The sequence below is a fragment of the Pseudomonas sp. Tul2A7 genome (assembly GCF_054790505.1).
Window position 1 is genome coordinate 2361790 of sequence record NZ_CP186499.1, and the last position, 26528, is coordinate 2388317.

25 protein-coding genes are annotated in these 26528 nt (G+C 60.6%); 14 read left to right on the top strand and 11 right to left on the bottom strand.

Annotated elements, in window-relative coordinates; translation table 11 throughout:
• Positions 1–6: 6 nt before the first annotated feature.
• The 3 genes from ACOYXJ_RS10550 to ACOYXJ_RS10560 all read right to left on the bottom strand — a co-directional run bounded on the left by ACOYXJ_RS10550 (position 7) and on the right by ACOYXJ_RS10560 (position 3821).
• Positions 7–2850, bottom strand: coding sequence for a class I adenylate cyclase (locus tag ACOYXJ_RS10550; RefSeq protein WP_460369348.1), 2844 nt, complete (start codon positions 2848–2850; stop codon positions 7–9).
• Between the two features lie 181 nt (positions 2851–3031).
• Positions 3032–3277 (bottom strand): TIGR02647 family protein, encoded by a 246-nt coding sequence (locus ACOYXJ_RS10555; protein ID WP_003229392.1) that lies wholly within the window; start codon positions 3275–3277, stop codon positions 3032–3034.
• 253 nt (positions 3278–3530) lie between these two features.
• Complete coding sequence (locus ACOYXJ_RS10560; RefSeq protein WP_095119838.1) at positions 3531–3821, bottom strand: hypothetical protein; 291 nt, start codon at positions 3819–3821, stop codon at positions 3531–3533.
• Between the two features lie 123 nt (positions 3822–3944).
• Between ACOYXJ_RS10560 and ACOYXJ_RS10565 the strand changes: the two genes are divergently transcribed.
• Positions 3945–4604, top strand: a complete 660-nt coding sequence (locus tag ACOYXJ_RS10565; RefSeq protein WP_460369351.1) for a glutathione S-transferase family protein — start codon at positions 3945–3947, stop codon at positions 4602–4604.
• Between the two features lie 106 nt (positions 4605–4710).
• Here the strand turns inward: ACOYXJ_RS10565 and argH are convergent, their stop codons facing one another.
• The gene (argH, locus tag ACOYXJ_RS10570; protein WP_077575009.1) at positions 4711–6105 is read right to left on the bottom strand and encodes an argininosuccinate lyase; all 1395 of its coding nucleotides are present in this window, start codon (positions 6103–6105) and stop codon (positions 4711–4713) included.
• Positions 6106–6575: 470 nt separating this feature from the next.
• Between argH and ACOYXJ_RS10575 the strand changes: the two genes are divergently transcribed.
• The 7 genes from ACOYXJ_RS10575 (at position 6576) to ACOYXJ_RS10605 (ending at position 12966) form a co-directional block, all read left to right on the top strand.
• Complete coding sequence (locus ACOYXJ_RS10575; RefSeq protein ID WP_095119840.1) at positions 6576–7322, top strand: LytR/AlgR family response regulator transcription factor; 747 nt, start codon at positions 6576–6578, stop codon at positions 7320–7322.
• 138 nt (positions 7323–7460) lie between these two features.
• Positions 7461–8402, top strand: coding sequence for a hydroxymethylbilane synthase (gene hemC / locus ACOYXJ_RS10580; RefSeq protein WP_150793768.1), 942 nt, complete (start codon positions 7461–7463; stop codon positions 8400–8402).
• On the top strand, positions 8399–9160 hold the full coding sequence (locus ACOYXJ_RS10585; protein ID WP_460369354.1) for a uroporphyrinogen-III synthase: 762 nt from the start codon (positions 8399–8401) through the stop codon (positions 9158–9160). Before hemC ends, ACOYXJ_RS10585 begins: the two co-directional genes overlap by 4 nt.
• A gap of 16 nt (positions 9161–9176) precedes the next feature.
• Positions 9177–10319, top strand: coding sequence for a uroporphyrinogen-III C-methyltransferase (locus ACOYXJ_RS10590; protein ID WP_102901426.1), 1143 nt, complete (start codon positions 9177–9179; stop codon positions 10317–10319).
• The gene (locus ACOYXJ_RS10595) at positions 10316–11554 is read left to right on the top strand and encodes a heme biosynthesis protein HemY (RefSeq protein ID WP_102901425.1); all 1239 of its coding nucleotides are present in this window, start codon (positions 10316–10318) and stop codon (positions 11552–11554) included. The genes ACOYXJ_RS10590 and ACOYXJ_RS10595 overlap by 4 nt, the downstream gene beginning before the upstream one ends.
• Before the next feature lie 218 nt (positions 11555–11772).
• A complete protein-coding gene (locus tag ACOYXJ_RS10600; protein WP_150706298.1) occupies positions 11773–12324 on the top strand; it encodes a disulfide bond formation protein B in 552 nt (183 codons plus the stop codon).
• Positions 12325–12507: 183 nt separating this feature from the next.
• Positions 12508–12966 (top strand): Rsd/AlgQ family anti-sigma factor, encoded by a 459-nt coding sequence (locus ACOYXJ_RS10605; protein WP_016985889.1) that lies wholly within the window; start codon positions 12508–12510, stop codon positions 12964–12966.
• 60 nt (positions 12967–13026) lie between these two features.
• On the opposite strand, the gene ACOYXJ_RS10610 is transcribed toward ACOYXJ_RS10605, so the two are convergent.
• Positions 13027–13692 (bottom strand): FKBP-type peptidyl-prolyl cis-trans isomerase, encoded by a 666-nt coding sequence (locus ACOYXJ_RS10610; protein ID WP_460369357.1) that lies wholly within the window; start codon positions 13690–13692, stop codon positions 13027–13029.
• Between the two features lie 192 nt (positions 13693–13884).
• Between ACOYXJ_RS10610 and ACOYXJ_RS10615 the strand changes: the two genes are divergently transcribed.
• The gene (locus tag ACOYXJ_RS10615; RefSeq protein WP_460369359.1) at positions 13885–15105 is read left to right on the top strand and encodes an AlgP family protein; all 1221 of its coding nucleotides are present in this window, start codon (positions 13885–13887) and stop codon (positions 15103–15105) included.
• Here ACOYXJ_RS10615 and ACOYXJ_RS10620 read toward each other — a convergent pair.
• Positions 15102–15563: a TIGR02444 family protein gene (locus ACOYXJ_RS10620; RefSeq protein WP_460369361.1), complete on the bottom strand. Its 462-nt coding sequence runs from the start codon at positions 15561–15563 to the stop codon at positions 15102–15104. The genes ACOYXJ_RS10615 and ACOYXJ_RS10620 overlap by 4 nt on opposite strands.
• Positions 15564–15613: 50 nt before the next feature.
• Between ACOYXJ_RS10620 and ACOYXJ_RS10625 the strand changes: the two genes are divergently transcribed.
• The 3 genes from ACOYXJ_RS10625 (at position 15614) to rhtB (ending at position 18931) form a co-directional block, all read left to right on the top strand.
• The gene (locus ACOYXJ_RS10625; RefSeq protein ID WP_102901421.1) at positions 15614–17524 is read left to right on the top strand and encodes an ATP-binding cassette domain-containing protein; all 1911 of its coding nucleotides are present in this window, start codon (positions 15614–15616) and stop codon (positions 17522–17524) included.
• Positions 17524–18105 carry a mechanosensitive ion channel family protein gene (locus ACOYXJ_RS10630; RefSeq protein WP_102901420.1) on the top strand — a complete coding sequence of 194 codons (582 nt, stop codon included), beginning with the start codon at positions 17524–17526 and terminating at the stop codon, positions 18103–18105. Before ACOYXJ_RS10625 ends, ACOYXJ_RS10630 begins: the two co-directional genes overlap by 1 nt.
• Positions 18106–18298: 193 nt before the next feature.
• On the top strand, positions 18299–18931 hold the full coding sequence (gene rhtB / locus ACOYXJ_RS10635; RefSeq protein ID WP_038359113.1) for a homoserine/homoserine lactone efflux protein: 633 nt from the start codon (positions 18299–18301) through the stop codon (positions 18929–18931).
• A gap of 114 nt (positions 18932–19045) precedes the next feature.
• Here rhtB and ACOYXJ_RS10640 read toward each other — a convergent pair whose 3' ends face one another.
• The 5 genes from ACOYXJ_RS10640 to ACOYXJ_RS10660 all read right to left on the bottom strand — a co-directional run bounded on the left by ACOYXJ_RS10640 (position 19046) and on the right by ACOYXJ_RS10660 (position 23809).
• Positions 19046–19789 (bottom strand): penicillin-binding protein activator LpoB, encoded by a 744-nt coding sequence (locus ACOYXJ_RS10640; RefSeq protein ID WP_460369364.1) that lies wholly within the window; start codon positions 19787–19789, stop codon positions 19046–19048.
• A 3-nt stretch (positions 19790–19792) separates the two neighbouring features.
• Positions 19793–20380: a penicillin-binding protein activator LpoB gene (gene lpoB / locus ACOYXJ_RS10645; protein WP_016772610.1), complete on the bottom strand. Its 588-nt coding sequence runs from the start codon at positions 20378–20380 to the stop codon at positions 19793–19795.
• 36 nt (positions 20381–20416) lie between these two features.
• Positions 20417–20791: a YcfL family protein gene (locus tag ACOYXJ_RS10650; RefSeq protein WP_460369366.1), complete on the bottom strand. Its 375-nt coding sequence runs from the start codon at positions 20789–20791 to the stop codon at positions 20417–20419.
• A gap of 15 nt (positions 20792–20806) precedes the next feature.
• Positions 20807–22201 (bottom strand): COG3014 family protein, encoded by a 1395-nt coding sequence (locus tag ACOYXJ_RS10655; RefSeq protein ID WP_460369368.1) that lies wholly within the window; start codon positions 22199–22201, stop codon positions 20807–20809.
• A 207-nt stretch (positions 22202–22408) separates the two neighbouring features.
• Complete coding sequence (locus ACOYXJ_RS10660; protein ID WP_460369370.1) at positions 22409–23809, bottom strand: COG3014 family protein; 1401 nt, start codon at positions 23807–23809, stop codon at positions 22409–22411.
• Between the two features lie 189 nt (positions 23810–23998).
• On the opposite strand from ACOYXJ_RS10660, the gene ACOYXJ_RS10665 reads away from it, so the two are divergent.
• On the top strand, positions 23999–25894 hold the full coding sequence (locus tag ACOYXJ_RS10665) for an FTR1 family protein (protein ID WP_460369372.1): 1896 nt from the start codon (positions 23999–24001) through the stop codon (positions 25892–25894).
• 105 nt (positions 25895–25999) lie between these two features.
• Positions 26000–26455 (top strand): YaiI/YqxD family protein, encoded by a 456-nt coding sequence (locus tag ACOYXJ_RS10670; RefSeq protein ID WP_007911138.1) that lies wholly within the window; start codon positions 26000–26002, stop codon positions 26453–26455.
• The last annotated feature ends 73 nt before the right edge of the window (positions 26456–26528 follow it).

The following is a 26528-nucleotide window of genomic DNA, read 5'->3' on the forward strand; positions in this document are numbered from 1 at the left end:
CCCGCCTCAGACCTGTTCGAGTGCCTCGTTCAGGGCGCGCTCCAGGTCGGCCTTGTAGCGCAGATACAGATTGCTTGAACTCTGCCCGTCACCGAGCAGGCCCGAAAGGTCTAGGTCGGTGATGTAGCAGCGATAGCGTTCGCTGTCGCGGCGCTGCTCGACGATCTCCCGGGCGACCACGCTGAACAGCTGGTCGCCATGTTCCAGCTCGCTGAATTCCCGTTGATTGCAATACAGGGTGACCTGCACTTCGCCCGGTGCGGCTTTGCCGACGATCGCCTGCACGTCGTAGAACGGCTTGTTCACTGGCGTCTGCGGTGCCGGCCGCGCTTCGACTCGGCGCGCGCGCCCCGGACCCGAAGGCAATAACTGGTAATACAAGGTTTCGAGACGGGCATCCGGGCCGGCGTCCATCGGCAGCACGGCTTCGCGGCGGAACAGAATCGATTGCAGGAAACGCTGCAACGGCACCAGCAGACTCTGCTCGTCGTGATAGGGCAAATGTTGCTGCCACAGCGCATTGAACTCATCCAATACGTACAACTCGGCCTGCTGATCGGTGATCCGGTAGAACACTTGAATGCATTCCGGCTGACCCATCGGCAGGATCAGCGCGAGGTCGTGATCTTCCAGCGCCATCGGATCCAGGTGCAGCGGGCTGTAGCGCGGCTGTTCTTCACCAAGGTAATCCAGCAACGCTGGCAATGTCGCGAGCGCGACGTGGTTGACCTGACCAGGTACCAATTCCAGCACGTGATAATGCTGCTGCACTTGAATCAGGTAGCGATGATTCAGTTCGCTGAGCAACAGATTTTGCGCGGTGTCGATGATTTCCTCGACGCGACGGGCGATGAACTGTGCACGGTTGTGGCAGAAGCAGCGCACCTTCAACGACGGCTGCAAAGCCCCGCGGGGCAGGTTGTTGAGGTAATCGCGCAGGCAATCGAGCAGGGCGTGCGGGCCATCGAAGCGGTTGACCAGCACTTCGTTCCAGCTGTTGAGCGTGACTTGATCGAGGGTCAACACGAGGTTTTCGCGCACGCCGGCGTAACTCAGCGAGTCGGTACGCTCGGTGGTCATCAGGATATTGAGGTCGCGGTGATGTTTTAGCGGGTCAATCCCTACGTTGACCAGAATCAGCACTTCGCTCGGCACCGCGGCGCGCAGCAATGGCTCTTCAGCCACTGTAGGCAAGGGCAGGGCGATGCACTGTTGCAGGCTGCCGAGCAGGTTGAACAGCTCAAACTCGCTCAGGTCGCTGGTGCCGGGATGCAGGGCCAGGCGCGTGCTGCTGTCGATCACGCCGTTGCGGTGGCACCAGGTCAGCAATTCAAGCAATTCGCGGCTGCGCTTGATCGGCGCGAAGTGTTCCCACTCCTGCGCCGTGAGGCTGCCGTTATACAGGCCCCACTGGGTTTGCCCGGGCTCCTTTTTATTGCGCGACTGCACCAGCGTCAGGGTGTCTTCGGCCAGATCCGGGGCGATGCCGGGGTTGATGAACTCGACCTTGTCGGCCTTGCGCTCGAAGGCTGCGTAGAGCCGGCGGCCGAGCACATTGAGATCACGCTTGTTGATCAGGCTGACGGTCTGCTCGGTGCGGGCGAACTGGGTCAGGAAGCGATAGCTGTAGTTCAGCTCATTGACCAGCGCGCGGCGTTCGGCGCTGACCTGGCGGACTTTCCACTGGCTGCGGCTGTCGAGCAGGGTCAGTTGTCGCTGATCCCAATGCCATTCGCTGGCCAGTCGTTCCAGCAACGTGCGTTGCCAGCTCTGGGTGCGGCTGTTGCCGGTGAGCTTGCGGTTGACCTTCAGGTACAGCGCGCGGCGCACCAGTTCCAGCCGCTCCGGCTCGTTGCGCGCGGTGAGGTATTCCTCAATGCGCCGGTACACGACCATGTACGGGTCCAGTTCATCCAGATCCAGTTGGTTGGCGAACACGGCTTTTTTGAAGCGCAGGCTCAGGCACTGCACCTGCGGGTGTTCGCTGGCGTAGACCTCGGTCAGCAGCAGTTTGAGCACCGATTTGTACGGTGACTCGATGCCCTTGAACAGCTGCCACAATCCGGCGCCGATGAACTCGCCCGGCGGGATTCTCGCCAGATGGCCAAGGTCGAGGGTTTCGTCGGCGCGGATGAAACGCTTGGACAGCAGGGTGTGGGTGTAGAGGTCGTAGGCGGTTTCTTCGTAAACCGGCACCAGCCACCAGATCGGCGTGCGCCCGGCCAGCCAGATTGCGGTGCGGTAAAACTCGTCCAGCAACAGATAGTGCTGAGTGCTGCCGCAGTTTTCCGAGCTGAGCTGGGTGTCGCGTTCGCCTTTGACGAAGCGCTGCGGGTCGATCAGAAAAAAATGCGCCTCGGCGCCCTGGCTCGCAGCCCAGGTTTCGAGCAACTGACATTTCTTGCTCAGCTCACTGAGTTCACTTTCGCTCAAGTCAGGCGCGTGGCAGACCCACACGTCCATGTCGCTCTGATCGGCCTGTGCCAGCGTGCCAAGGCTGCCCATCAGGAACAGGCCGTGGATCGGTCGTGGCGGGTTGCTGCCGTGGCGCGGCTTGTAGGAGAACGAACGGGTCAGGCGTTGCGCTTCGGCAAGCGTATTGGCGTCCGGCTCGTAATTCGACAGGCCGGCCGGTGTACTGCCCGAGACATAGCCCGGCAGCAGGGGATGGTTGACGTGGAAGAACAGCGGCAACAACGTCAGTACGCTCTGTTGACGCGTCGACAAACCTTCCAGGGCGCGGCCGAGGCGGCCTTCATTGAGTTTGAGAAAACGCGCGCGCAGCTGGCTGAGTACCTTGCGGTCGATGCCTTCGTCCAGGTCGGGGCGGATTTCGTGGGTGCGCGTCATGTCAGCTCAAACCGGCTCGCAGGCTCGGACGTAGAGGGTCTCGGAATGTCAGGCAGTTTAGCCTTAGCGCAGCGGGACTTTTAAGCTGAATTTGTTTTTTGACGTCAGATTTATATCGCGGGAGGCCGGGCAGGCCCGCGGAAATCCCGTGGCAGGAGTTCCCGTGGGCGAAGTCAGGGGATCAGGCGGTTTCCTGCTCTCTCAGAATGGTCAGCACGGTTTGCACATTTTGTGCAGCGTCGCGACCGAGGCTGGTCAGATAACCGCCATCGGGCTGGTCGGTGAGTTCTTTTTCAAAGAGGCGTTTGGCGGCAGCAATGTGTTTCGGGGCAGCGGTCTGATGAATTTTCAGACCTTCCTGGGAACTGTCCAGGTTGAAGAGTGCGAGGACTTCCAGTTCGGCAACCAACTCAGGGGTAAGCGACATAAGGACTCCAGACTTTCTAGGAATTGGACGACAGCGTCCCTAAGGTGAACCCGCTTTTGCGGCATGTCCAGTGCTCAGATCAGGGATTTTGTCTTGAGGCGGATTCCAGTGTAGTCGGGAGGCGGGAGTTGGCCGGATGGATACGTTACAAACATTGTAGGAGTGAGCCTGCTCGCGATAGCGCAGTGCCTGTCAGCATATTCATCACTGACAGAACGCTATCGCGAGCAGGCTCACTCCTACAGGATCGGGGTTACTGCTTTTCCGGTGGTAGTTCTGGCAATGCACGCAACGCCGCTTCGTACCATTCGGTATTGAACGCGCGGTCTTCATCGAGCATCGCGTCAATCTCATAGGCCAGCACATGCGCCATCAGGTTGAGGATTTCTTCACGCTCAGTTCCGACCAGTGTCAGCTTGTTGAAAGTCGCTTTGGCCGCTGGCGGGTTGTCGCTTTCGATCTGGTTCTCGATGGCTTCGATCAACGTAGCCTCGGCGAACTCTTCTTCGTCATTGTCGTTGTCGATGTCTGTCGGCTCGCTCATGGCAGGCTCCTCAAGGAAAGGCGCCAGTTTACCCGCATTCAGCGGCGTGATGCTGCTGGCGCGATTGGCCTGCGCGATCTATAAACAGGCACTGCCCACCCCGCACGGCCTGGAGGCTATGTGATGCTCAAGCTTTACGGATTCTCAGTCAGCAACTACTACAACATGGTCAAACTGGCGCTGCTGGAAAAAGGCCTGTCGTTCGAGGAGGTCACGTTCTACCCGGCGCAGACCCCGGAATCACTGGCCATCAGCCCGCGCGGAAAGGTACCGGTGCTGGGCGTGGACGTCGGTTTCATTAACGAGACCGCGATCATTCTCGAATACCTCGAACAGACCCAGAAAGGCACGCCGCTGCTGCCGAGCGATCCGTTCGAGCGCGCACAGGTGCTGGCAATTGCCAAGGAAATCGAGCTGTACATCGAGCTGCCGGGACGCGCTTGTTACGGCGAGGCGTTCTTTGGCATGACCCTGCCGGAGGCGATCAAGGAAAAGACCAAGACTGAATTGCAGCTGGGTTTTGCGGCGCTGGGCCGACATGGCAAATTCGCCCCGTACGTGGCGGGCGACAGTTTGAGCATTGCCGATTTGTACTTCCTTTACAGCGTGCCGCTGGCCTGTGCGGTCGGGCAGAAGCTGTTCGGGATCGATTTGCTGGCGGAGATGCCACAGGCGAAGGCGCTGCTTGAGCGGCTTGAGCAGAATCCGCATGTGCAGGAGATTGCGGCGGACAAGGAGGCGGCGATGCCGGCGTTTTTGGCGATGATCGCTGCCAAGAAGTGATTTTTGTAGTGAGTTGAACGCAGCTATCGCGAGCAGGCTCACTCCTACAGGGGAACGCGTTCCAATGTAGGAGTGAGCCTGCTCGCGATGCTTTTGGCTTTTGCTTTTAGCGACTGGCGATCAGCGTCTGGCCGCGAACCACAGCCGCCTTGACCTGCGCCGGCGCAGTGCCGCCGATATGGTCACGGGCATTCACCGAGCCTTCCAGGGTCAGCACGGCAAACACATCCTGCTCGATCTGATCGCTGAACTGGCGCAGTTCTTCCAGGCTCATCTCGGCCAGATCCTTGCCAGTGTCGACGCCGTACTTCACGGCATGGCCAACGATCTCGTGGCAATCACGGAACGGCAGACCACGACGCACCAGATAATCCGCCAGATCGGTCGCGGTGGAGAAACCCCGCAGCGCCGCTTCACGCATGATCGCGTGCTTTGGCTTGATCGCCGGGATCATGTCGGCAAAGGCCCGCAGCGAGTCGCGCAGGGTGTCGGCGGCGTCGAACAGCGGCTCTTTGTCTTCCTGATTGTCCTTGTTGTAGGCCAGCGGTTGGCCCTTCATCAAGGTCAGCAGGCCCATCAGTGCGCCGAACACGCGGCCGGTCTTGCCACGCACCAGCTCTGGCACGTCGGGGTTTTTCTTTTGCGGCATGATCGAACTGCCGGTGCAGAAGCGGTCCGGCAGATCGATGAACTGGAATTGCGCGCTGGTCCACAGCACCAGCTCTTCGGAGAAGCGCGACAAGTGCATCATCGCGATGCTCGCGGCCGAGCAGAATTCGATGGCGAAGTCGCGATCGGAAACGTTGTCCAGCGAGTTGCCGCCAACCGCGTCGAAGCCCAGCAGTTGCGCGGTGTATTCACGGTCGATCGGGTAGGTGGTGCCGGCCAGCGCGGCGCTGCCTAGTGGCATGCGGTTGGTGCGCTTGCGGCAGTCGACCAGGCGCTCGTAGTCGCGGCTGAGCATTTCGAACCAGGCCAGCATGTGGTGCCCGAAAGTCACTGGCTGTGCGGTCTGCAAGTGAGTGAAGCCGGGCATGATGCTCGCGGCTTCGCGCTCGGCTTGCTCCAGCAGGCCTTTCTGCAGGCGGGTGATTTCAGCGAGGATCAGGTCGATTTCGTCACGCAGCCACAAGCGGATGTCGGTCGCGACCTGGTCGTTGCGGCTACGCCCGGTGTGCAGCTTTTTACCGGTGACGCCGATGCGGTCGGTCAGGCGTGCTTCGATGTTCATGTGCACGTCTTCAAGGTCGATGCGCCAGTCGAACTGGCCGGCCTCGATTTCGCCCTGAATGGTCTTCAGGCCATCGATGATGCTGTCGCGCTCGGCATCGGTCAGCACGCCGACCTTGGCCAGCATGGTGGCGTGGGCGATCGAGCCCATGATGTCGTGGCGATACAGGCGCTGGTCGAAAGTGACGGAGGCGGTGAAGCGGGCGACGAAGGCGTCGACGGGTTCACTGAAGCGGCCGCCCCAGGACTGATTGGTCTTGTCAGTGCTCATGAATTCGCTCGTATCGGCTTGAAGAAAAAAGGCGTGAAACGCTGGCGCGGATAATAACAGGGTTGCCAATCCTGTCGCTGACACTGGTCGATACGTTTTTTCTCATTGTGTGCGGCATAGTCGGCGCTGGCCCCGGAGGTTTTGCGCAAGGATATTTTTCGATTGAGCAATATCGGCCCGGCAAGCGTCTACAGTTGGACATAAGGGTCGGTGTGACTTGGATCGGGCAAAGGCCTGGACGCCGACTATAAGAAGAGGGGATGGGTGTAATTGTCCTTCGGCAATCCCCGTGAAAAACGCAGGAAACAGCGGGCTTTGAGCAGTACGACCCGGACACTGGCAAATATTGCTGGCCGACGTACGGCACTTTTTGGCGCTCGGGCTAGTCTTAGCGTGGATCGCGGTGACGGACGTCACTTCACCTGTCTACGCTATCCTTGTGCGAGACTCACGCAGGAATCCAGCGCAATATGAATGTCCTGATCGTTGATGACGAACCACTTGCTCGCGAGCGCCTCAGCCGAATGGTGAGCGAGCTCGAGGGCTACACAGTTCTGGAGCCCAGCGCCACGAATGGCGAAGAGGCGTTGGCACTGATCGACAGCCACAAGCCGGATATCGTGCTACTCGATATCCGTATGCCAGGCCTCGATGGCCTGCAGGTCGCTGCCCGTCTGTGCGAACGCGAAACGCCGCCGGCCGTGGTGTTTTGCACCAGCCCCGATGAATTTGCCGTGGAAGCCCTGCAGGCCAGCGCCGTGGGCTATGTGGTGAAACCCGTGCGAACTGAACATCTGCATGACGCCCTGAAACGGGCTGAACGTCCCAATCGGACGCAACTCTCGGCCCTGACCCGTCCCGCTGCCGAAAGCGGCACCGGCCCGCGCAGCCACATCAGTGCCCGTACCCGCAAAGGCATCGAACTGATCCCGCTGGATCAGGTGGTCTACTTCATCGCCGACCACAAATACGTGACCTTGCGCCACGAGGCCGGTGAAGTGTTACTGGACGAGCCGCTCAAAGCCCTTGAAGACGAATTCGGTGAACGCTTCGTGCGCATCCACCGCAACGCCCTGGTCGCCCGCGACCGCATCGAACGTTTACAACGTACGCCGCTGGGGCATTTCCAGTTGTTCCTCAAAGGTCTCAATGGTGATGCGCTGATCGTCAGCCGTCGGCATGTGGCCGGTGTGCGCAAGATGATGCAGGGGCTGTAACCCGGTCATTCCGGGCGGTTCTTCATTCTATTTACCAGGCATTGGCGGCCAGGGAGGCCGTGCCGACTCTGATTCAAGTCAAAGTGGATTTGGCTGAGCTGTTATTATCCGCCGTATCTATTCAGTACGGATTGATCCATGTCCTCTCGCGAAATCCGCATCGCCACCCGTAAAAGTGCGCTGGCCCTCTGGCAGGCCGAATACGTCAAAGCTCGTCTGGAAGCGGCCCATCCGGGCTTGCAGGTGACGCTGGTGCCCATGGTCAGTCGCGGCGACAAGCTGCTTGATTCGCCCCTGTCGAAGATCGGCGGCAAGGGCCTGTTCGTCAAAGAACTGGAAACCGCGCTGCTGGAAAACGAAGCCGATATCGCTGTGCACTCGATGAAAGACGTGCCGATGGACTTCCCTGAAGGCCTTGGCCTGTTCTGCATCTGCGAGCGTGAAGATCCGCGTGATGCTTTCGTCTCCAACACCTATGCCAGCCTGGAGGCGTTGCCTGCCGGCAGCATTGTCGGCACGTCGAGTCTGCGTCGTCAGGCACAGTTGCTGACCCGTCGTCCGGACCTGCAAATCCGCTTCCTGCGCGGCAACGTCAACACGCGCCTGGCCAAGCTCGATGCCGGTGAGTACGACGCGATCATCCTCGCGGCGGCCGGTCTGATCCGTCTTGGTTTCGAAGAGCGCATCACCTCGGCGATCAGCGTCGACGACAGTCTGCCGGCCGGTGGCCAAGGTGCGGTCGGCATTGAATGCCGTAGCGCCGACACTGAAATCCACGCCTTGCTCGCGCCGCTGCATCACGCCGATACCACGTCGCGTGTGACCGCAGAGCGGGCTCTCAACAAACATCTGAATGGCGGCTGCCAAGTGCCGATCGCCTGCTATGCCGTGCTCGAAGGCGAGCAGTTGTGGTTGCGTGGTCTGGTCGGTGAACCGAGTGGCGGCAAGCTGCTGAGCGCTGAAGCGCGCGCGCCCCGTACCGATGCCGAAGCATTGGGCGTCAAGGTCGCTGAAGACTTGCTCAGCCAGGGCGCCGACGACATTCTCAAAGCGGTCTACGGCGAGGCAGGTCACGAGTGACTGGCTGGCGCCTGCTGCTGACACGCCCTGCGGAAGACTGTGCGGCGCTGGCCGCGACGTTGGCCGCGCAGGGGATTTTCAGCAGTTGCCTGCCGCTTTTGGAAATTGTCCCGCTGCCAGTCTCTGACAAAATGCGTCAGTCGATGGCGCAGCTGTCCGGTTGCAGCGCAGTGATCGTCGTCAGCAAGCCCGCGGCACGTATTGCGCTGGATCTGCTCGACGGCAGTTCTGCGCTGACGATGCCGTGGTTCAGTGTCGGCGCGGCGACCGCGCAGATTCTGCTGGATCACGGTCTGGACGCGAATTTCCCGGCCGCCGGTGATGACAGCGAAGCCTTGCTGCAATTGCCGCGTCTGCGTGAGGCGGTCGGCCAGTCCGGTGCGCGGGTGTTGATCCTGCGCGGGGAGGGCGGGCGCGAGCTACTTGCCGAGCGCTTGCGTGAGCTAGGTGCTAGTGTCGAGTATCTGGAATTGTATCGACGCGACCTGCCAGCCTATGCCCCGGATGAACTGCCACGGCGGATCGAAGCGGAACGCTTGAACGGGCTGGTGGTCAGCAGTGGACAGGGTTTCGAGCACCTGCGTCAGATGGCCGGCGATGCCTGGCCGGCAATCGCGCAATTGCCGTTGTTTGTACCAAGCCCAAGAGTCGCCGAGCAGGCATTTGCCGCCGGGGCTCAAACAGTTGTGGATTGCCGCGGCGCGAGTGCCGCGGCTTTGCTGACGGCGCTACGGGAGCATCCCGTACCCGTTTTCTAATGCAAAGGATGGATACGTGAGCGAAACAGCCTTGCCTAAAGATGATGTGCAACCTGTGATTGAAACCCAGGTTGAAACTCCACCGCCGGCCATAGAGCCGCGCCGAGGCAATGGACTGGCCATCGTCGCCCTGTTGCTCGGCGCTGCCGGCGTCGCGATCGGTGGCTGGGGTGTCTGGCAGGTCCGTCACCTGCAGACCAATACTCAGCAGCAGTCCGGTGAAGTGCAGGCCTTGAACGATCAGGCGCAGAGCCTGAAGCTCAATGAGCAGCGCCTGACCGAGCGCCTCGCGCAGCTACCGGGGGCCGACGAACTCGCCGAGCGCCAGCGTCTGGTGACGCAACTTCAGGGCGATCAACAGCGCCTTAATCAGCGTCTGGAAACGGTTCTCGGTGCCAGCCGCAAGGACTGGCGTCTGGCCGAGGCCGAGCACCTGCTGCGTCTGGCCAGCTTGCGTCTTTCGGCGTTGCAGGACATCAGCAGTGCTCAAGCGCTGGTGCAGGGGGCTGACGAAATCCTCCGTGAGCAGAACGATCCCGGCTCTTTCGCCGCTCGCGAGCAAGTAGCAAAAACCCTGGTGGCGCTGCGCAGCACCGCGCAGCCGGATCGCACCGGACTGTTCCTGCGGCTCGGCGCACTGCGTGATCAAGTCATCGAACTCACCGAGCTGGCGCCGGAGTACAAGGATCGCGGCGAATCGCTGCTGGGCCTGACCGCTGACGGTGACGGTGCCAGTCGTTGGGCGCAGTGGTGGGATCAGGTCTCGCGCTACATCCGTATCGATTTCAACGCCGACAAAAATGTGCGGCCGCTGCTGGCCGGGCAGAGCCTGAGTCAGGTGCGCCTGGCGCTGAGCCTGGCACTGGAGCAGGCGCAGTGGGCCGCCCTCAACGGGCAGGCGCCGGTCTACACCCAGGCACTGGCCGAAGCGCGTGATGTGCTCAAGGGCAATTTCAATCCGGACAATCCGCAAAGCAAAGTGATGCTCGAACAGGTCGGTGAGTTGAGCAAGGAACCGGTCACAGTCACGACGCCTGATCTGGCCGGCACCCTCAGTGCCGTGCAAGCCTACCTTGAGCGACGCAACGTCAACGCCGAAGAGTCGGTGAAACCCTTTGCCAAACCTGCGGCCAATACTGCGCAGGAGGCCACGCCATGAAACGCCTGTATGTGATCGTGTTTCTGGTGATCGCGGCGACGGCGGCACTGGGCTTTGCAGTGGCCCAGCATTCCGGCTACGTGCTGATTGCCTACAAGAGCTTCCGTTACGAAGCGAGTCTTTGGGCAACGCTGGCGGTGATCGCGGTGTTGTGGCTGCTGATCTGGGGCATCAAAGCGTTGGTCGAGCTGGTCATGACGTCGAGTGGCGTGGTCAATCCATGGTCGCGCCGCAACCGCAGTCGGCGCGTGCAAGTGGCGATCGAGCACGGTCAACTGGATCTGGCCGAAGGTCGCTGGGCCAGCGCGCAGCGTCATCTGTATCGAGCGGCTGAGGCCGAGCGCCAGCCGCTGCTGTACTACCTCGGCGCTGCCCGCGCGGCCAACGAACAAGGCAATTACGAAGAGTGCGATCGTTTGCTGGAGCGCGCGCTGGAGCGTCAGCCGCAGGCAGAGTTGGCGATTGCCTTGAGCCATGCGCAGTTGCAGACCGATCGTGGTGATACCGACGGTGCCTTGGTGACCCTGCAAGCGATGCACGATCGCCATCCACACAATGCGCAGACGCTGCGTCAGTTGCAGCGCTTGTATCAGCAGCGCGGCGAATGGTCGGCGGTGATTCGTTTGCTGCCGGAATTGCGCAAGGACAAAGTCCTGCCGCGCGCCGAACTGGCCGAACTCGAACGCCGCGCCTGGGGTGAAAACCTGTCTCTGGCCGCACAGCGTGAAGAGGATGGCAGCGTTGGTTTGCAGTCGCTCACGCGCGCCTGGGAGCAACTCACCTCGGCACAGCGTCAGGAACCGCCGTTGGTGCTGGCGTATGCCGAACAGTTGCGGCAGTTGGGCGCTCAGGTCGAAGCGGAAGAAGTGCTGCGCACTGCCCTCAAGCGCAAGTACGACAGCCATCTGGCCCGCCTCTATGGTCTGGTGCGCGGCAGTGATCCGGCCCGTCAGTTGCAAACCGCCGAAGGCTGGCTGAAGGATCATCCGCACGATCCGAGCTTGCTGTTGACCCTCGGCCGGTTGTGTCTGCAAACCAGTCTTTGGGGTAAAGCGCGGGATTATCTGGAAAGCAGCCTGCGTGTGCAGCGCAATCCGGAGGCCTGTGCAGAGCTGGCGCGCCTGCTAGCACAGTTGGGCGATACCGAACGCAGCAATCAGTTGTTCCAGGAAGGCCTCGGTCTGCTCGACGAACGCCTGCTGGCCGCGCCGTTACCGGTTCCAGCGCAGGTCTGAAGTGGTGAGGGAGCTCGCTCCCTCGCTTACCTTTTGTGGCTGAAATTTCAACTTCAGCAATCGTCCCAGGCAAAGTCCTACAGCGGGCTACACCATTTCCTCTTGAACCTGTCGGGTTTTCCCTACACCTCTGGTGAACTGTCGGCAGGGCCTCGCCTTGAAAGGCTGACACGCTTTCCTCTACCGTAACCGTCTGTCTCTACTGTTACGGAAAAGCCATGTCGTTGGCCTGCTCACGCTCCTTGTTCTTCATGGCTTTCACTGCGGGGGCCTTCGCTCTGGGAGCTTCCTATTATCTTGAATATGCTGTCGGCCTGACGCCGTGCAGCCTGTGTCTGGTGCAGCGCCTGTTCCTCACGCTGCTGTGCGTGTCCAGTGGCATGGCAGCGGTGCACGGCCCCGGGCGTGTCGGTTTGTGGTTCTACTGGCTGTTGACGCTGGTCGCGAGCCTGGGCGGCACTACGGCTGCCTGGCGACAGGTATTGATACAGAGTGACCCGATGCTGCAACTGCTCAAATGTACTCCGCACCCCGAGACATTGTTCAGTGGTCTGCCCTGGATCTGCGCCTTGCAAAGGATGTTTAGCGGCGGCACCGATTGCGCGGAAATATCCTGGACGCTGTTCGACCTGAGCATCCCGGAGTGGAGCCTGTTGTTCTTTGTCGCGGTATCGATACTGGCGGTATATCAATTGTTACGGCTGGTCTGGAGTGCTCTGCAACGCCCGCTCAGCGGCGAAGCGTCGCACCGACAGCTGCTGCGGGATTAAACACTTGTATGAACTTTATCTCCTGCGTACCTTGAAGCCATAGGCGTGCGGGCATAATCTGGCCCGCACGTGTCATTGGATTTATGTTGCTCGATGACGCTCTGCCCGGCCGTCCCCCAAGTCAAAATCAAAAGAGGGGCGCGGGTGTAGAGCAGCATGACCCACAAGGGAAGAGAGATCGCCATGCTCGAAAGTTGTCAGAATGCTCAGGAACGCTGGGGTGGAGTTCATCTGCTGATCGACCGCTGGTTGCAGGAGCGTGAAGAGCTGATCGGCGCCTACGACAAGCTCGGCGCACAGCCTGAGTCGCTGTCCGAGAGCCGCAAGCCCTTGCAGGAATTCTGCGGTGTGTTGGTCGATTATGTATCGGCCGGGCACTTCGAAATCTATGAACAGCTGACTGGCGAAGCCAAGGCGTTCAACGACAAGCGCGGTCTGGAGCTCGCCGAGACGATCTATCCGCGCATCGACGTCATCACCGAGAAGCTGCTCGCCTTCAACGATCTGTGCGATGAAGGCAAGTGCGTAGCCGAGAAGTTCAAGGAACTCGGTGGCCTGCTGCACGAGCGCTTCGAACTCGAAGACTGTCTGATTGAAGTGCTGCACACAGCACACAAGGAAGAGGATCCGGTTCAGGCCTGATCTTTTTCCCTGATCGAAAAAAACGGTGCGCCCAAAAGCGCACCGTTTTTTATTGCCTGCTCAACTGGTGGCGCCGCGCAACTCCACTTCAAATACCAGCGGTGTGAACGGTGCGATCAGGTCGCCGGCACCGTCGGCGCCATAGGCCTGATCCGATGGAATCACCAGTCGCCATTTCGCGCCCACCGGCATGTTCTGCAACGCAGTGCGCCACCCGGCAATCACGCTGTCGAGATTGAACCATTGCGGCTGAGTGTTCTGATCGAACACGGTGCCGTCTGGCAATCGACCGACATACAGCACCTGCACTTTTCCATCGGGCCCGGCCTTGGTGCCGTTGCCAGGCGTCAGCTCGGTGAGCAGGATGCCGTCGGCCAGTTCCTTCACGCCTGGTTTGGCTTTTTCAGCGGTGAGAAAACGCTGTTCGTTTTCCATCGCCGCGTCGCTCGAAGGCTGTGCCGAGTGTTCGGCATTCTGCGATTCGTGATCGGCCAGAATCTGCTCGATACGTGCCTCGCTCAATGCTAGCGGCTTGCCTTGGTAAGCCTGCTGCAAGCCGTCGACCAACGCTTGAATCTGCAATTGCGGGACTTCCTGGCGCAGCCGTTCACCGAGGCTGGCACCGAGGCTGTAGGCCAGATCGTGAGCGTCGTTCGCCGTGGTTTTCTGGTCAGCGTGAGCGGCCGAAAAAACCATGCAGAGGGATAAAAAAAAGTAGCGCGACATGGGCACTCTCCGTCCTGAGATGCGGTGGATTATGCCAGCGCGAACGTCGCCAACGGTGAACTGCTTTTGCCTTCGCGCAGAACATTTTCGATTCGGTGCAACGCAACGCAATCGATACTGTCAAGATGCCCTAGCGGCGGTAACTGCAGAGGTCTAGTATGAGCCGCACTCACGTCAGCCAGGAGGTAAACCATGTCGGCCACCAAGAAGCCTGTAAATACTCCGTTGCACTTACTCCAACAACTCTCGGGCAGCTTGCTCGAGCATCTGGAAAACGCTTGCTCTCAAGCTTTGGCTGATGCTGAAAAACTGCTCGCCAAACTGGAAAAGCAACGCGGCAAGGCGCAAGAAAAACTGCACAAGTCCCGCACCAAATTGCAGGACGCAGCTGCCGCCGGCAAAGCCAAGGCACAGACCAAAGCCAAAGGCGCCGTGAAAGAACTGGAAGACCTGCTCGATGCCTTGAAGGATCGTCAGTCCGACACTCGCAGCTACATTCTGCAACTCAAGCGCGATGCCCAGGAAAGCCTGAAACTGGCTCAGGGTGTTGGTCGCGTTCAAGAAGCCGTGGGCAAAGTATTGTCCACCCGCGCAGCCAAACCGGCAGCGGCACCGGCGAAGAAAGCCGCGGCCAAACCTGCTGCTGCAAAAGCTCCAGCGAAAACCGCAGCGGCCAAGCCTGCTGCAAAAGCTGCTGCTAAAACCGCTGCCAAGCCAGCTGCAAAAACACCGGTGAAAGCCGCTGCAAAACCAGCTGCCAAAGCGGCCGCAAAACCTGCAGCGAAGAAACCTGCTGCGGCGAGCGCTGCAAAACCAGCAGCTAAAACCACGGCGGCAAAACCTGCTGCGCGTACTGCCGCTGCCAAGCCGGCTACCCGTGCCGCCGCTGCTAAACCAGCCGCCAAACCAGCTGCAGCAAAAGCTGCTCCAGCGAAAACCGCCGCTGCCAAACCTGCTGCCAAAGCTGCCGCAAAACCTGCTGCTAAAACTGCTGCTGCAAAACCAGCTGCCAAGACTGCCGCTAAACCAGCTGCCGCCAAACCAGCTGCAAAAGCACCAGCAAAAGCACCAGTAAAAGCTGCTGCCAAACCAGCCGTGAATGCCGCCGCCAAACCGGCAGCCAAGCCAGCCGCTAAACCGGCCGCTGCTGCCAAACCAGCGACTGCTGGTGCCAAGCTTGTTGCTGCAAAACCAGCCGCCAAGCCAGCTGCAAAACCAGCCGTTAAAAAGCCAGCCGCTGCCAAACCAGCTGCCGCTAAACCGGCTACCGCGCCTGCCGCTAAGCCTGCCGCACCGGCAGCGTCGGCTGCGCCATCGGCAGCTGCTCCAGCCGCGACTACCTCGACGCCATCGACTGCGCCATCGCCAGCCGCTGTGTCGAGCACCAGCAACAACCCAACCAGCGCTTCCTAAGTGTCGGTTGCCGCGACGCGCAGCACTTGCAGCGCGTCGCGGTTCGGGCTGGCTGCCGTGCCGGCCAATTCTTCCAGCCAGGTTTCCGGGCCTGCGTCGTTTTGCATCCACTCCTGCGCCACACCCTCAAGCCGTGACAGCAACGCTCGCTCAGCTTCCAGCTCCAGTGATTTGATCTGCTCGCGCATGCCTTTCAAAACCGCGTCATCCACCGCCCGCGCTTTCCATTGCATGCGCAGGGTTCGCAGCGGCTGCACCACCTCGATATCCCACTGACCGGTCAGCGCCTGAAGCTGCCTTGCGCGTTGTTCGTCGCAGGTTGCGCCACGTTGTTCCAGCCATAAGCCGCACAGCAGTAGGCAGACATTGGCCCCCGCCGTTTGCAGTTGCAGGCAGGCATCTTCCACACCCGCTCGGGCGTAGGTGGCAAGGGAAAAGCTCCACAGGTCAGAGGACATCGTGCTACTCGCGCCAGTTGTGAGCGAAGCTGGTAGACTCCGCCGCCATTATGATCCGACTTCAGAACCTGACTTTACAGCGTGGCCCGCAACGTCTGCTAGAAGACGCCGAGCTGACCCTGCACGCCGGCCACAAAGCCGGCCTCATCGGTGCCAACGGCGCCGGCAAATCGAGCCTGTTCGCCCTGATTCGGGGTGAGCTGCACCCCGACTCGGGTGATTGCTTCCTGCCGGCTGACTGGCGCATCGCCCATATGCGCCAGGAAATCGAGACGCTCGAGCGCCTTGCCGTCGACTATGTGCTCGATGGCGACTTGCGTCTACGCGAGGTGCAACGTGACCTCGCCGCCGCCGAAGCGGCGCACGACGGTGCCGCTCAGGCCCGTCTGCATTCCGAACTCGACAGCGCCGACGGTTACACCGCCGATGCGCGGGCGCGCAAGCTGCTCGCCGGTCTCGGTTTCACCAACGAGCAGATGGATCGTCAGGTCGGGGATTTCTCCGGTGGCTGGCGGATGCGTCTGAACCTGGCGCAGGCCTTGATGTGCCCGTCGGACCTGTTGTTGCTCGATGAACCGACCAACCACTTGGACCTCGACGCGATCATCTGGCTCGAAGAGTGGTTGAAAAGCTACCCGGGCACCTTGCTGCTGATCTCCCACGACCGTGATTTCCTCGATGAAGTCGTCGATCACGTCGCGCATGTCGATCAGCGCAAGATCACTCTTTATCGTGGCGGCTATACCGCGTTCGAACGTGCGCGTGCCGAACGTCTGGCCCAGCAACAGCAGGCCTACGAGAAGCAGCAGGCGCAACGTGCGCACATGGAAAGCTACATCGCCCGCTTCAAGGCGCAGGCGACCAAGGCCCGTCAGGCGCAGAGCCGGATCAAGGCACTGGAGCGGATGGAAGAGCTGTCGGCGGCCCACGTCGATTCGCCGTTCGACTTCGTCTTCCGCGAATCGAGCAAGATCTCCAGCCCGCTGATCGACCTGTCCGATGCCAGCTTGGGTTACGGCGAAAAAACCATCCTGGAGAAGGTCAAGCTGCAACTGACCCCGGGTGCGCGGATCGGCCTGCTCGGCCCGAACGGTGCGGGTAAATCGACGCTGATCAAGAACCTCGCCGGCGAGCTGTCACCGATCGCCGGGCGCCTGACCCGTGGCGAGAACACCGTGGTCGGCTACTTCGCTCAACATCAACTCGACTCGCTGGATTCCAAGGCCAGCCCGTTGCTGCACATGCAGCGTCTGGCGCCGACCGAACGCGAGCAGACCCTGCGCGACTTCCTCGGCGGTTTCGACTTCCGTGGTGCGCGCATCGACGAGCCAGTGCTGAATTTCTCCGGTGGTGAAAAGGCGCGTCTGGCCCTGGCGTTGATCGCTTGGGAACGTCCGAACCTGTTGCTGCTCGACGAACCGACCAACCACCTCGATCTGGAAATGCGCCTGGCGCTGACCATGGCGCTGCAGGAATTCAGCGGCGCGGTGCTGGTGGTGTCTCACGATCGGCATTTGCTCAAGAGCACCACCGACAATTTCTACCTGGTCGCTGACGGCAAGGTCGAAGAGTTCGATGGCGACCTCGAAGACTACGCACGCTGGCTGGTGGAATACCGCCAGCGCAACGCGCCGGTCAGCAACACCCCGGTCAATCCGGACAAGACCGACAAGAAGGCTCAGCGTCAGGCGGCCGCCGCGTTGCGTCAGCAACTGGCCCCGCACAAGCGTGAAGCCGACAAGCTCGAAGCCGAACTGGGCAAGCTTCACGAGAAACTCGCCAAGGTCGATGCCAGCCTCGGCGACAGCGACATCTACGAGCCGGCGCGCAAGAACGAACTGCGTGATCTGCTCGCCGAACAGGCCAAACTGAAGGTTCGCGAAGGCGAGCTGGAAGAAGCGTGGATGGAAGCCCTCGAGGTGCTGGAAAGCATGCAGGCGGAGCTGGAGGCGCTGTCCTGATGGATGCGTTCAAGCTGCCGCTGCCGGCGGTGTGGGTCGAGCCGGTCTGGTTCACGGTGCAGATTCTGCTGATCCTGCTGGCCGGTTACCTTACCCAGCGCTTCGTTGCCAAAGGTCTGACAAGATTGGGTGAGCGCTATCCGTTCCCGCCGCAGTTGCTGATGCCGCTGCGTGGTGTGCTGCGCTGGCTGATCATGGGCAGTGCACTGATCTTCGTATTGGAGCGCCTCGGTGTCTCGGCCACGGTGTTGTGGACGGCGCTGTCGGGTTTCGTCGCGGTGGCGGCGGTGGCGTTCTTTGCGATGTGGAGCGTGCTGTCGAATTTGCTCTGCGCGATTCTGATCTTCACGGTCGGGCCGTTTCGGTTGGGGGATATCGTTGAGCTGGTGGACACCACCGACAAGCCCGGCGTGAAGGGGCGAGTGGTGGCGATCAATCTGCTTTACACCACGTTGATCGAGGCGGAAGAGTTGGGGACTGGCAGCGCGATGGTGCAGGTGCCGAACAGCTTGTTCTTCCAGCGTTCGGTGCGGCGTTGGCGTGGGACGGATGTGTTTCCGTCGAGCGGTTTCGAAAAGTGATTTCTGCGGCGTCTGATCTGGCGCCTTCGCGAGCAGGCTCGCTCCAACAGTAGATCGCGGTCTACTGTGGGAGCGAGCTTGCTCGCGAAGGGGCCCTCAGCAGCACCTGCAACATTCAGCAAAAAATCGGTAGTCATCCATTCAAACCCGCATTAGCTTAGGCATTTGTCACGAGCATGAGTCGAGGTGTGCGATGGAGCTTCAAACATGGCTGGCGTTTTTTGCCGCCTGCTGGGTGATCAGTCTGTCTCCGGGTGCTGGCGCCATTGCGTCGATGTCCAGCGGTCTGCAATACGGTTTCTGGCGCGGTTACTGGAACGCCCTTGGCCTGCAGATTGGTCTGGCGGTGCAAATCGCGATTGTCGGCGCCGGTGTTGGCGCGATCCTGACCGCTTCGGCAACGGCCTTCCACGCGATCAAATGGTTTGGTGTGGCTTACCTCGTGTACCTGGCCATCAAGCAATGGCGCGCGCTGCCCATGGACATGAGTGATGACGCGGCGGTGCGGCCGATCGGCAAACCGCTGGCGCTAATATTCCGTGGCTTTCTGGTGAACATCAGCAACCCCAAGGCTTTGGTCTTCATGCTCGCGGTGCTGCCGCAGTTCATCAACCCGCATGCGCCGTTGCTGATTCAGTATCTGGTGATTGGCGTGACGATGATCTGCGTTGATTTGATCGTCATGGCCGGCTACACCGGTCTGGCGTCGAAGGTGTTGCGTCTGTTGCGCACACCGCAGCAGCAGAAGCGCATGAACCGCACGTTTGCCGGGTTGTTCATCGGCGCGGCGGCGTTTATGGCGACGTTGCGTAAAGCGGCGGCATAAACATCGCGGGCAGAAAAAAGGCGACCTTTGCGGGTCGCCTTTTTTGTGGCTGAAACGCGGAGCGTTCCGGGATGCATTCCCACGCGGTGCATGGGAAAGATCAGGGGCCAGTCATCAGCGCAAAATCACCGGCGCGGTATCACGCGGCAGATTGTTGCGCTGCGGTGCTTCACGAGGCTGCTCGTAACCGCCGCCACCGAGCTGCATGCTCAGTTGCCCGGCCACGTCTTCACCCAAGGCCTTGGACACGTCACGCACCACCCGTGGACGGTTCAGCGAGATCTTGATGTCGCGGTGGTTCACCAGTTTGGTGTCCTGCGCTTCGCCCATCGCCGTGAAGGCCGAGGTGATCTCGAAGGTCTTGGTGTTGATCAGGCTGAAGTCCGCCACCAATGTCAGGCCCAGCACCGCCGAATAGCTGTCGGTGTTCGCCAGCTCGTTGATGTCCTGAGTGAAGTCGATGTCCGACACCGTACCAAACAGCACATAGTCGGCGCCTTTGAAGTTGCCGGCCTTGATGCGCTTGATCACGTCATAGACGTCACCTTTGGACGACGCGGTGTACGGCGTGCCCTGCACCAGCTGGAACATACCGGTACGCAGAATTTCACCCTTGATGTCGCCAGTGAATTTACGCAGCTCGGTCTGTTCGATGTAGCTGGTCGTTGCTTCAATCTCGTTGTAGCTCGACGAGCCGCTGGAGCTGTAGTAACCCTCGCGATGATTGCTCTGGGCCGAAACGATGTGGATGTATTGCTCCACACGTTCCTGATACGCCAGATCCGTCACCGCGACTTTCGGGGCCGCCTGCGCGCTGAACGCGCAAGCCAGGGCCATCATGCCAATCCATGTGCGCATTGATTAACGCTCCGTGGTTTTGCGGATCTCTTTTTCGTCCATCCACTCGGCCAGACCGCTTTCAACGTCGATCAGTTGCAGGCTGAATTTGTAGAAGACGTCCTTGTAGTCGCTGCTGCGCTTGACGATCGAGCTGATCGAGCCTTCGATGCGGTACTTGGCGGCAACCATGTTGCCAGTCTTGGCCACGGTGCTTTTCTTGTACAGACCGCTCTGGTTTTGCAGCTTGAGCTGGTCAACCTGGCTTTGCATCGCGTTGTTGTCGCTGGCGAAGCGGGCCACACCGGTCTTCATCAGTTGGGTCTTGATGCTGGTGGTGATTTCGCGGGTATCGATGTACTCGCTGGTCTTGTTCTTCACGTCGTAGACCTGAACCACCGGACGGCCCTGCAGGATGCCGGACTGAGCCAGCGAGCGGGTCATCGACTCGGCGATCATTTGCAGGTCGGTCGAACCGAATTCGTTGGTCACGGTTTCAACCGCTTTGGTGTCGCCGTAGCTGATGTTCTTGCTGCCCAGGGTCGGCGAGGTGTTGGCGCAACCGGAGGCCAGCAGGGCGATGACGGCGATGCAGGAAAAGCGTGCAAACATGGGAGTGCTCTCTAAAACAGGAATAGGGTGGCAGGCTTACGGCGTCTTGATTTCCAGACGGAAGTCCACGGCTTTCGGGGTCGGGGCGATGCCTTGAATGAAGCTGGTCTGGGCGCCGTACATCATTTGGCTTTTCCACACTTCTTCTTCGGCAATCGGGAAGCCTTCCGCGCCGAGCCAGGCGAAGCGGTAGTAGAAAATCTTGTTGCTGTTGAGGGTGTTGCTCAACTGCACATTGACCGTCATGAAGCCGTTTTCGCGGGCGACGCGCATGGCGCCGACGACGATGTGTTTCTGCGGACCCATGGCCACGACTTTGCTCGCGGCGCTGCCCGGCTCTGGCGGTGGCGGGGTGGCGCAGCCGCTCGCCAAAAAGGCGAGGGCGGCGACGGCGATGAGTTTGAAGCGCATGCAAAGACTCCGTTCTTAAGGTTGTTTGAGGCTGGCGACGTTGGTCGCGCCGGCGCTCGGGATGACGTGTGCGGCGAGGCCACCGGCGAACACCTGGTTGCCCACGGCGCGCAGGGTGATCACTTGATAACGCTGATCGACAGTGACCTTGACCACTGAACCGCCGACGGCGCTTGGCAGGGTAACCTGATGCTCACCCTTTTTCAGACGCAGACGCACCACTTGGGTGTAATCCGGCAGGGTGCGCCACGTACGGGTATCGGCACCTTCGAGCACAGCTGAAGAGATACCGACGGCCAGACCGGCCAGCGGGTTGGTTTCGTTGATCTGCTTCTGCGCTACACCCTTGGTGATCGCCCGCACGGTGGTGCGCACAATGATTCCCGGCATATCGTCGCGCAGGGCGCGGCGGGACATCGCGGTGGTGCTGTTGAGCGCGGTCAGGTCGACCTGCTGACCGTCGACGCCGATCTGCGCGAAAGTCGCCGTGGAGGTGTCAGGCTTGATGATCGGGAACGACAACGGTGTGATCACCACGTTGTTGGAAATCGGCAATGGCAACGGCACGCGGATCGAGTCACGGGCCGGGGCCAGACCGCTCTGGACAACGATGAGGATGTCGCTGTCGTCGGATTTGCTCGGCTTGTCGAGGTTGACCAGCGCCTGTTCCAGCAGCGGCGTGTTCGGACGCAGTTCGGCGGCCTTGCGGTAGCCCGGTGCAGCCAGGCCTTTTTCGCCCAGCGCTTCATAGACGAAACCGGACAGGTAATGGCTGAACGCACTCTGGTAGCTGTTTTTCAGACCGACCACTTCCGGCGCGTCGAGACTGGCGACCGGATAGCCCTGCAGGTCTTTGTACTGCGTCTTGATCCCTTCTTTCTCGGCCTCTTCTTCGCTCTTGAGGTATTCCTTGTCACGCAACTCGGCGATCACCGCTTCACGTTCGTGAGTCTTCTTGATCGCGGTACGCGCACCGTCGAAGTCATTGACCGCCAGCAGGTTCAGGGCCATCTGCGTGGTCAGCATGACTTTTTCGTAGTCGTAGCCTTCGTAGCGACGCACTTTGTCGTTGACGATGAAGCTGCCGAACTGGGCCAGGTACTTACCGGTGTCGAGCTTGACGGCATCTTCCCACTGACCGACCACCCCATCGGCGCTGCTCCAGGCATTCTGGCTGCCGGAGAGGTCACCCTTGGCGCGCAGCAACTCACCTTTCTCGAAGTAATAGAGCAGGTCTTTGTCGGGGCCGGTGTTGTTCTTTTCCAGCAGAGTCAGCGCGGCGTCGACGTTGCCGGAGGCCAGTTGCTGGTTGGTCTGTGCCAGTTCGGAGTCGTAGTTGCGAAACGCCGAACAGCCGGACAGCAGAGTGACGGCGCTGAGCGCGATCAGAGTGGGGGCGCGGAATGCCATGGGGGTACTTCTTCCCTGGAGTAATACAGCCGCGGATGCTGGTCGGGCTGGTGTGACCCATCGACAGTGGCGCTGGCCTCCTGCCAATTCCTCATAACTAGAGGAGCTTTAATGCCCGATCGCAATAACGCGGGCGCGGCATTATAAGCAGGCGGTGATGGCTATGTAATAGCTTTTTAATCGCACTTGTTAGTTTGGTGCCATTACTTATTTCAGGTTGGATACCACGCTCTTTGCCGGCGCCCCATCCGACTGAAATGCGCTGCCATTGGCAAACACCCGATCACCCAAGGCACGCAGGCCGATAACCTGGCGGTTCTGGTCGATACGGATTTTCAGTGGCGCAGCCCCGGACGCGTTAGGCAGGCTGATCAGGTGGTCACCTTTTTTCAGGCGTAGCCGCACAACCTGGGTGAGGTTGGGCAGGGTGCGCCAGGTGCGGGTGTCGGCCTGCTCGAAGCCATCCCAGTGCGTGACGTAGGAGGCTTTGCTCGGATCGCGTCGATTGTCCGTAGCCTGAACATCGGCCGCCAGAAATGCCCGATAGGTTGTGCGCTGGATAATGCCCGGCATGTCGTCACGCAGGGTGCGCAGGGACATGTCGGTAATGCTGTTGACCGCAGTCAGCTTTTTCTGACGACCATCAATAGCCACTTGATTGAATGCCGGGGTCGAGGTGTCGGGAACCATCACAGGAAACGAAACATTGGCAACGATGACTTGCCCGTCCGCGAGCTTCACCGGGTAGGGCACGCGCACGGAGCTTCGGGCCGGCGCCAGGCCGCTCTGCACGATGATCAGTACATCGCTTTCGTCTGCCTTCAAGCCAGGGCTGTCGAGGTCGCGCAATGCCTGTTGGAAAAACGCCATGTCCGGACGCAGTTCTATTGCCTGACGATAGCCGGGCGCTGCCAGATCTTTCTCGCCCAGCGCTTCGTAAGTGAAGCCGGCGAGATAGTGACTGAATGCACTTTGGTAACCGTTTTTCAGAGCAATCACCGCAGGCGATTCGAGCATTACCACGGGGTAACCCTGCAGATCCTTGTAATGCACGCGCGCGCCCTGGGCCTTGGCCGCTTCTTCGACACGCTCGTATTCCAGCTCCCGCTGGCGGGCTATAAGCGCTTCGCGCTCGTGGGTTTTCTTGATGTCGGCACGGGCGCCGTCAAAGTCATTCAAGGCCAGTTGGTTGAGGGCCATTTGCGTGGTGAGCATGACTTTTTCGTAGTCGTAGCCATCGTAGCGGCGCAGCTTGTCATTGATGATGCTGCCCCAGTGATCGCCCATGGCGGCGAGCAACTTGTCGCCGGTGGTTTCAATGGTGTCCTGGCGCTCGATGATCATCTGCTCGGCGCTGCGCCAGGTTGTCTGGCTCTGCGCAAACTCGCCGCCGGCACTCAGTACAGTGCCCTTTTCGAAATAGTAGAGCAGGTCTTTTTCCGCAGCCGGGTTGTTCGCCTCGATCACGGACAGGGTGCTGTTGATGTTGCCGGCCTTGAACTGATCGGTGGTCTGTTGCAGTTCCAGATCGTAATTGCGATACGCACCGCAGCCGCTCAGGTGCACAACGGCGGCGATCAACAGGGGCAAGTGCAAGCGATGGCGCATGAAAGGGGTTCATCCTTGAGCGGGAAATGCGACAGGTCGCGCAGTATAGGGTGCAATAGTGGCTAAGTGATGTGGCATTTTTGTAGGCCGATGGCTTGCGTCATGTGTGGCGCTACGTCGACAAAGCTTGAGGGAAACGCGTTCGAAGTGAACAATATGTAACTTCGCATTTCCATTTGAGAATCCTCCATGACTGCCTCGTCCCGTTTTCTGGCCTGGCTGGTGTTCCCGCTGTTTGCCCTGAGCAGCTTCAATCTGCTGGCCGATACCGTGGAAGGCGCACCGCAAGCGCTGCACCTGCTCGACTACATCAGCGCCGACTACCCGCCGACGGTAGCCGCAGGCAAGGTGGTCGATGACTCCGAATATCGCGAGCAACTGGAGTTCACCCAAGCGCTGCAAGGCTTGATCGCCGGCATGCCGGCCAAGCCTGAAAAAGCTGCGTTGGAGCAAGGTGTCAGCGCATTGAAGGCAGCGATCACCGCGAAGCAGGACGGCGCCGAAGTGGCCCGTCAGGCGCGGCAACTGGGCGCGCAACTGGCGGTGGCGTATGAAGTCAGCCAGGCACCGATCATCACTCCGGATCCGACTCGCGGCGCACCGCTCTATGCGCAGAATTGCTCGGTGTGCCACGGTGACAGCGGCGCCGGTGATGGCCCGGCGGGACTCGGCATGACCCCGGCACCGGCCAATCTGCGTGATGCGGCGCGGTTGGATCACCTGAGCCTGTACGCGATCTACAACACCCTCGGCCAAGGCGTCGAAGGCACCGACATGCCGGCGTTTGCCGATCAGCTCGATGATCGCCAGCGTTGGGATCTGGCGACTTACATCGCCGGTTTCAGCGCCGATCCGGCGGCGGCCAAAGCCGAGAAGACCTATAACATCGCCGATCTGGCCCGCCAGACCCCGGCCGAAGTGCAGGCTGCCGAAGGCCCGCAAGCGGCGGCGACGTTCCGTGCGCAACGCGGGCAGCCGCCGCAGGTCAAGCGTGGCCCGGCGCAGTTGCTCGACTACACCGCCGCAACGCTGGACAAGAGCCTCGCCGCTTACCGCGCCGGCGAACACGATCAGGCTTACGACCTGTCGGTCGCGGCGTATCTGGAAGGCTTCGAACTGGTCGAGAGCTCGCTGGATAACGTCGACGCCAACGTGCGCAAGGACACTGAAAAATCGCTGATGGCGTACCGGCAATCGTTGCAGGACGGCTTACCGGTCGAGCAGGCCGAGCAGCGTCTGGACGCGGCCAAGGCGAAGTTGAAAGAGTCCGCCGGGTTGCTTGGCAGCGATGGTCTGAGCTGGTCGCTGAGCTACATCTCCGGTTTACTGATTCTGCTGCGCGAAGGCCTGGAAGCGATTCTGGTGCTGGCGGCGATCCTCGCGTTCCTGCGCAACACCGGCCAGCAATCGGCGGTGCGCAGCGTCAACGTCGGTTGGGGCCTCGCGCTGCTGGCGGGTTTGGGCACCTGGGCGCTGGCGGCGTATGTGATCGACGTCAGCGGTTCGCAGCGTGAACTGCTCGAAGGTGCGACGGCGCTGTTCGCCAGTGTCATGGTCTTGTGGCTGGGCGTGTGGATGCACGACCGTCGCCATGCCGCGGCTTGGCAGGATTACATCAAGAGCAGCCTGGTTGGCGGCGGCGGGCGTTTCGGCTTCGCGATCCTCGCGTTCTTCTCGGTGTACCGCGAGTTGTTCGAAGTGATCCTGTTCTACGAAACCCTGTGGCTGCAGGCCGGCCCGGCCGGGCATGACGCGGTACTCGCCGGCGGTGCGACGGCGCTGGTGCTGCTGGTGGGGCTGGCGTGGGTGATTCTGCGCGGTTCGGCGAAACTGCCGCTGACGCTGTTCTTCAGCATCAACGCGGCGCTGCTCTGCGCGTTGTCGGTGGTGTTTGCCGGGCATGGCGTGAAGGCGTTGCAGGAAGCCGGGATCTTCGGCACGCGGCCGGTGGCGTTCTTTGAATTCGATTGGCTGGGGATTCATGCCGATGCCTATTCGCTGACGGCGCAGGCGGTGGCGATTCTGGCGATTGCTGTGTTGTATGGGCGCAGTTGGATGGCTGAGAAGCGACGGGTAGTCGCTTAACAGCATTCGCTGCGCTCACATTCGCGAGCAGGCTCGCTCCCACAGGGACGGTGTGTATTCTGTGGGAGCGAGCCTGCTCGCGAATTGTTTTTGGAGGTTAGAAAAATGCGTGTATGGATCGATGCCGACGCCTGCCCACGGGCGGCGAAGGATCTGGTGGTGAAGTTTGCGCTCAAGCGTCAGTTTGAAGTGGTGCTGGTGGCCGGGCAGCCGCAGATCAAACCGGGGCTGGCCATCGTCAAGTTGATCGTGGTGCCGAGCGGCCCGGATGCGGCAGACGATTATCTGGTCGAGCACGCGGTACCGGGTGAGCTGGTGATTTGCAGCGATATTCCATTGGCCGATCGCTTGGTGAAGAAGGGTGTCGCGGCGCTGGATCCGCGTGGCAAGGAGTTCGATGCGCAGAACATGGGCGAGCGCCTGGCCGTGCGCAATCTGTTCACTGACCTGCGTGAACAAGGCCAGATGAGCGGTGGACCTGCACCGTTTGGCGATCGCGAGAAACAAGCGTTTGCCAATGCGCTGGACCGGATCCTCACCCGCCTGACGCGCAAACCTTAAGCCCTACACAAATCCCCTTGTAGGAGTGAGCCTGCTCGCGATAGCGGTCGGTCATTCAACAGATATGTGCCTG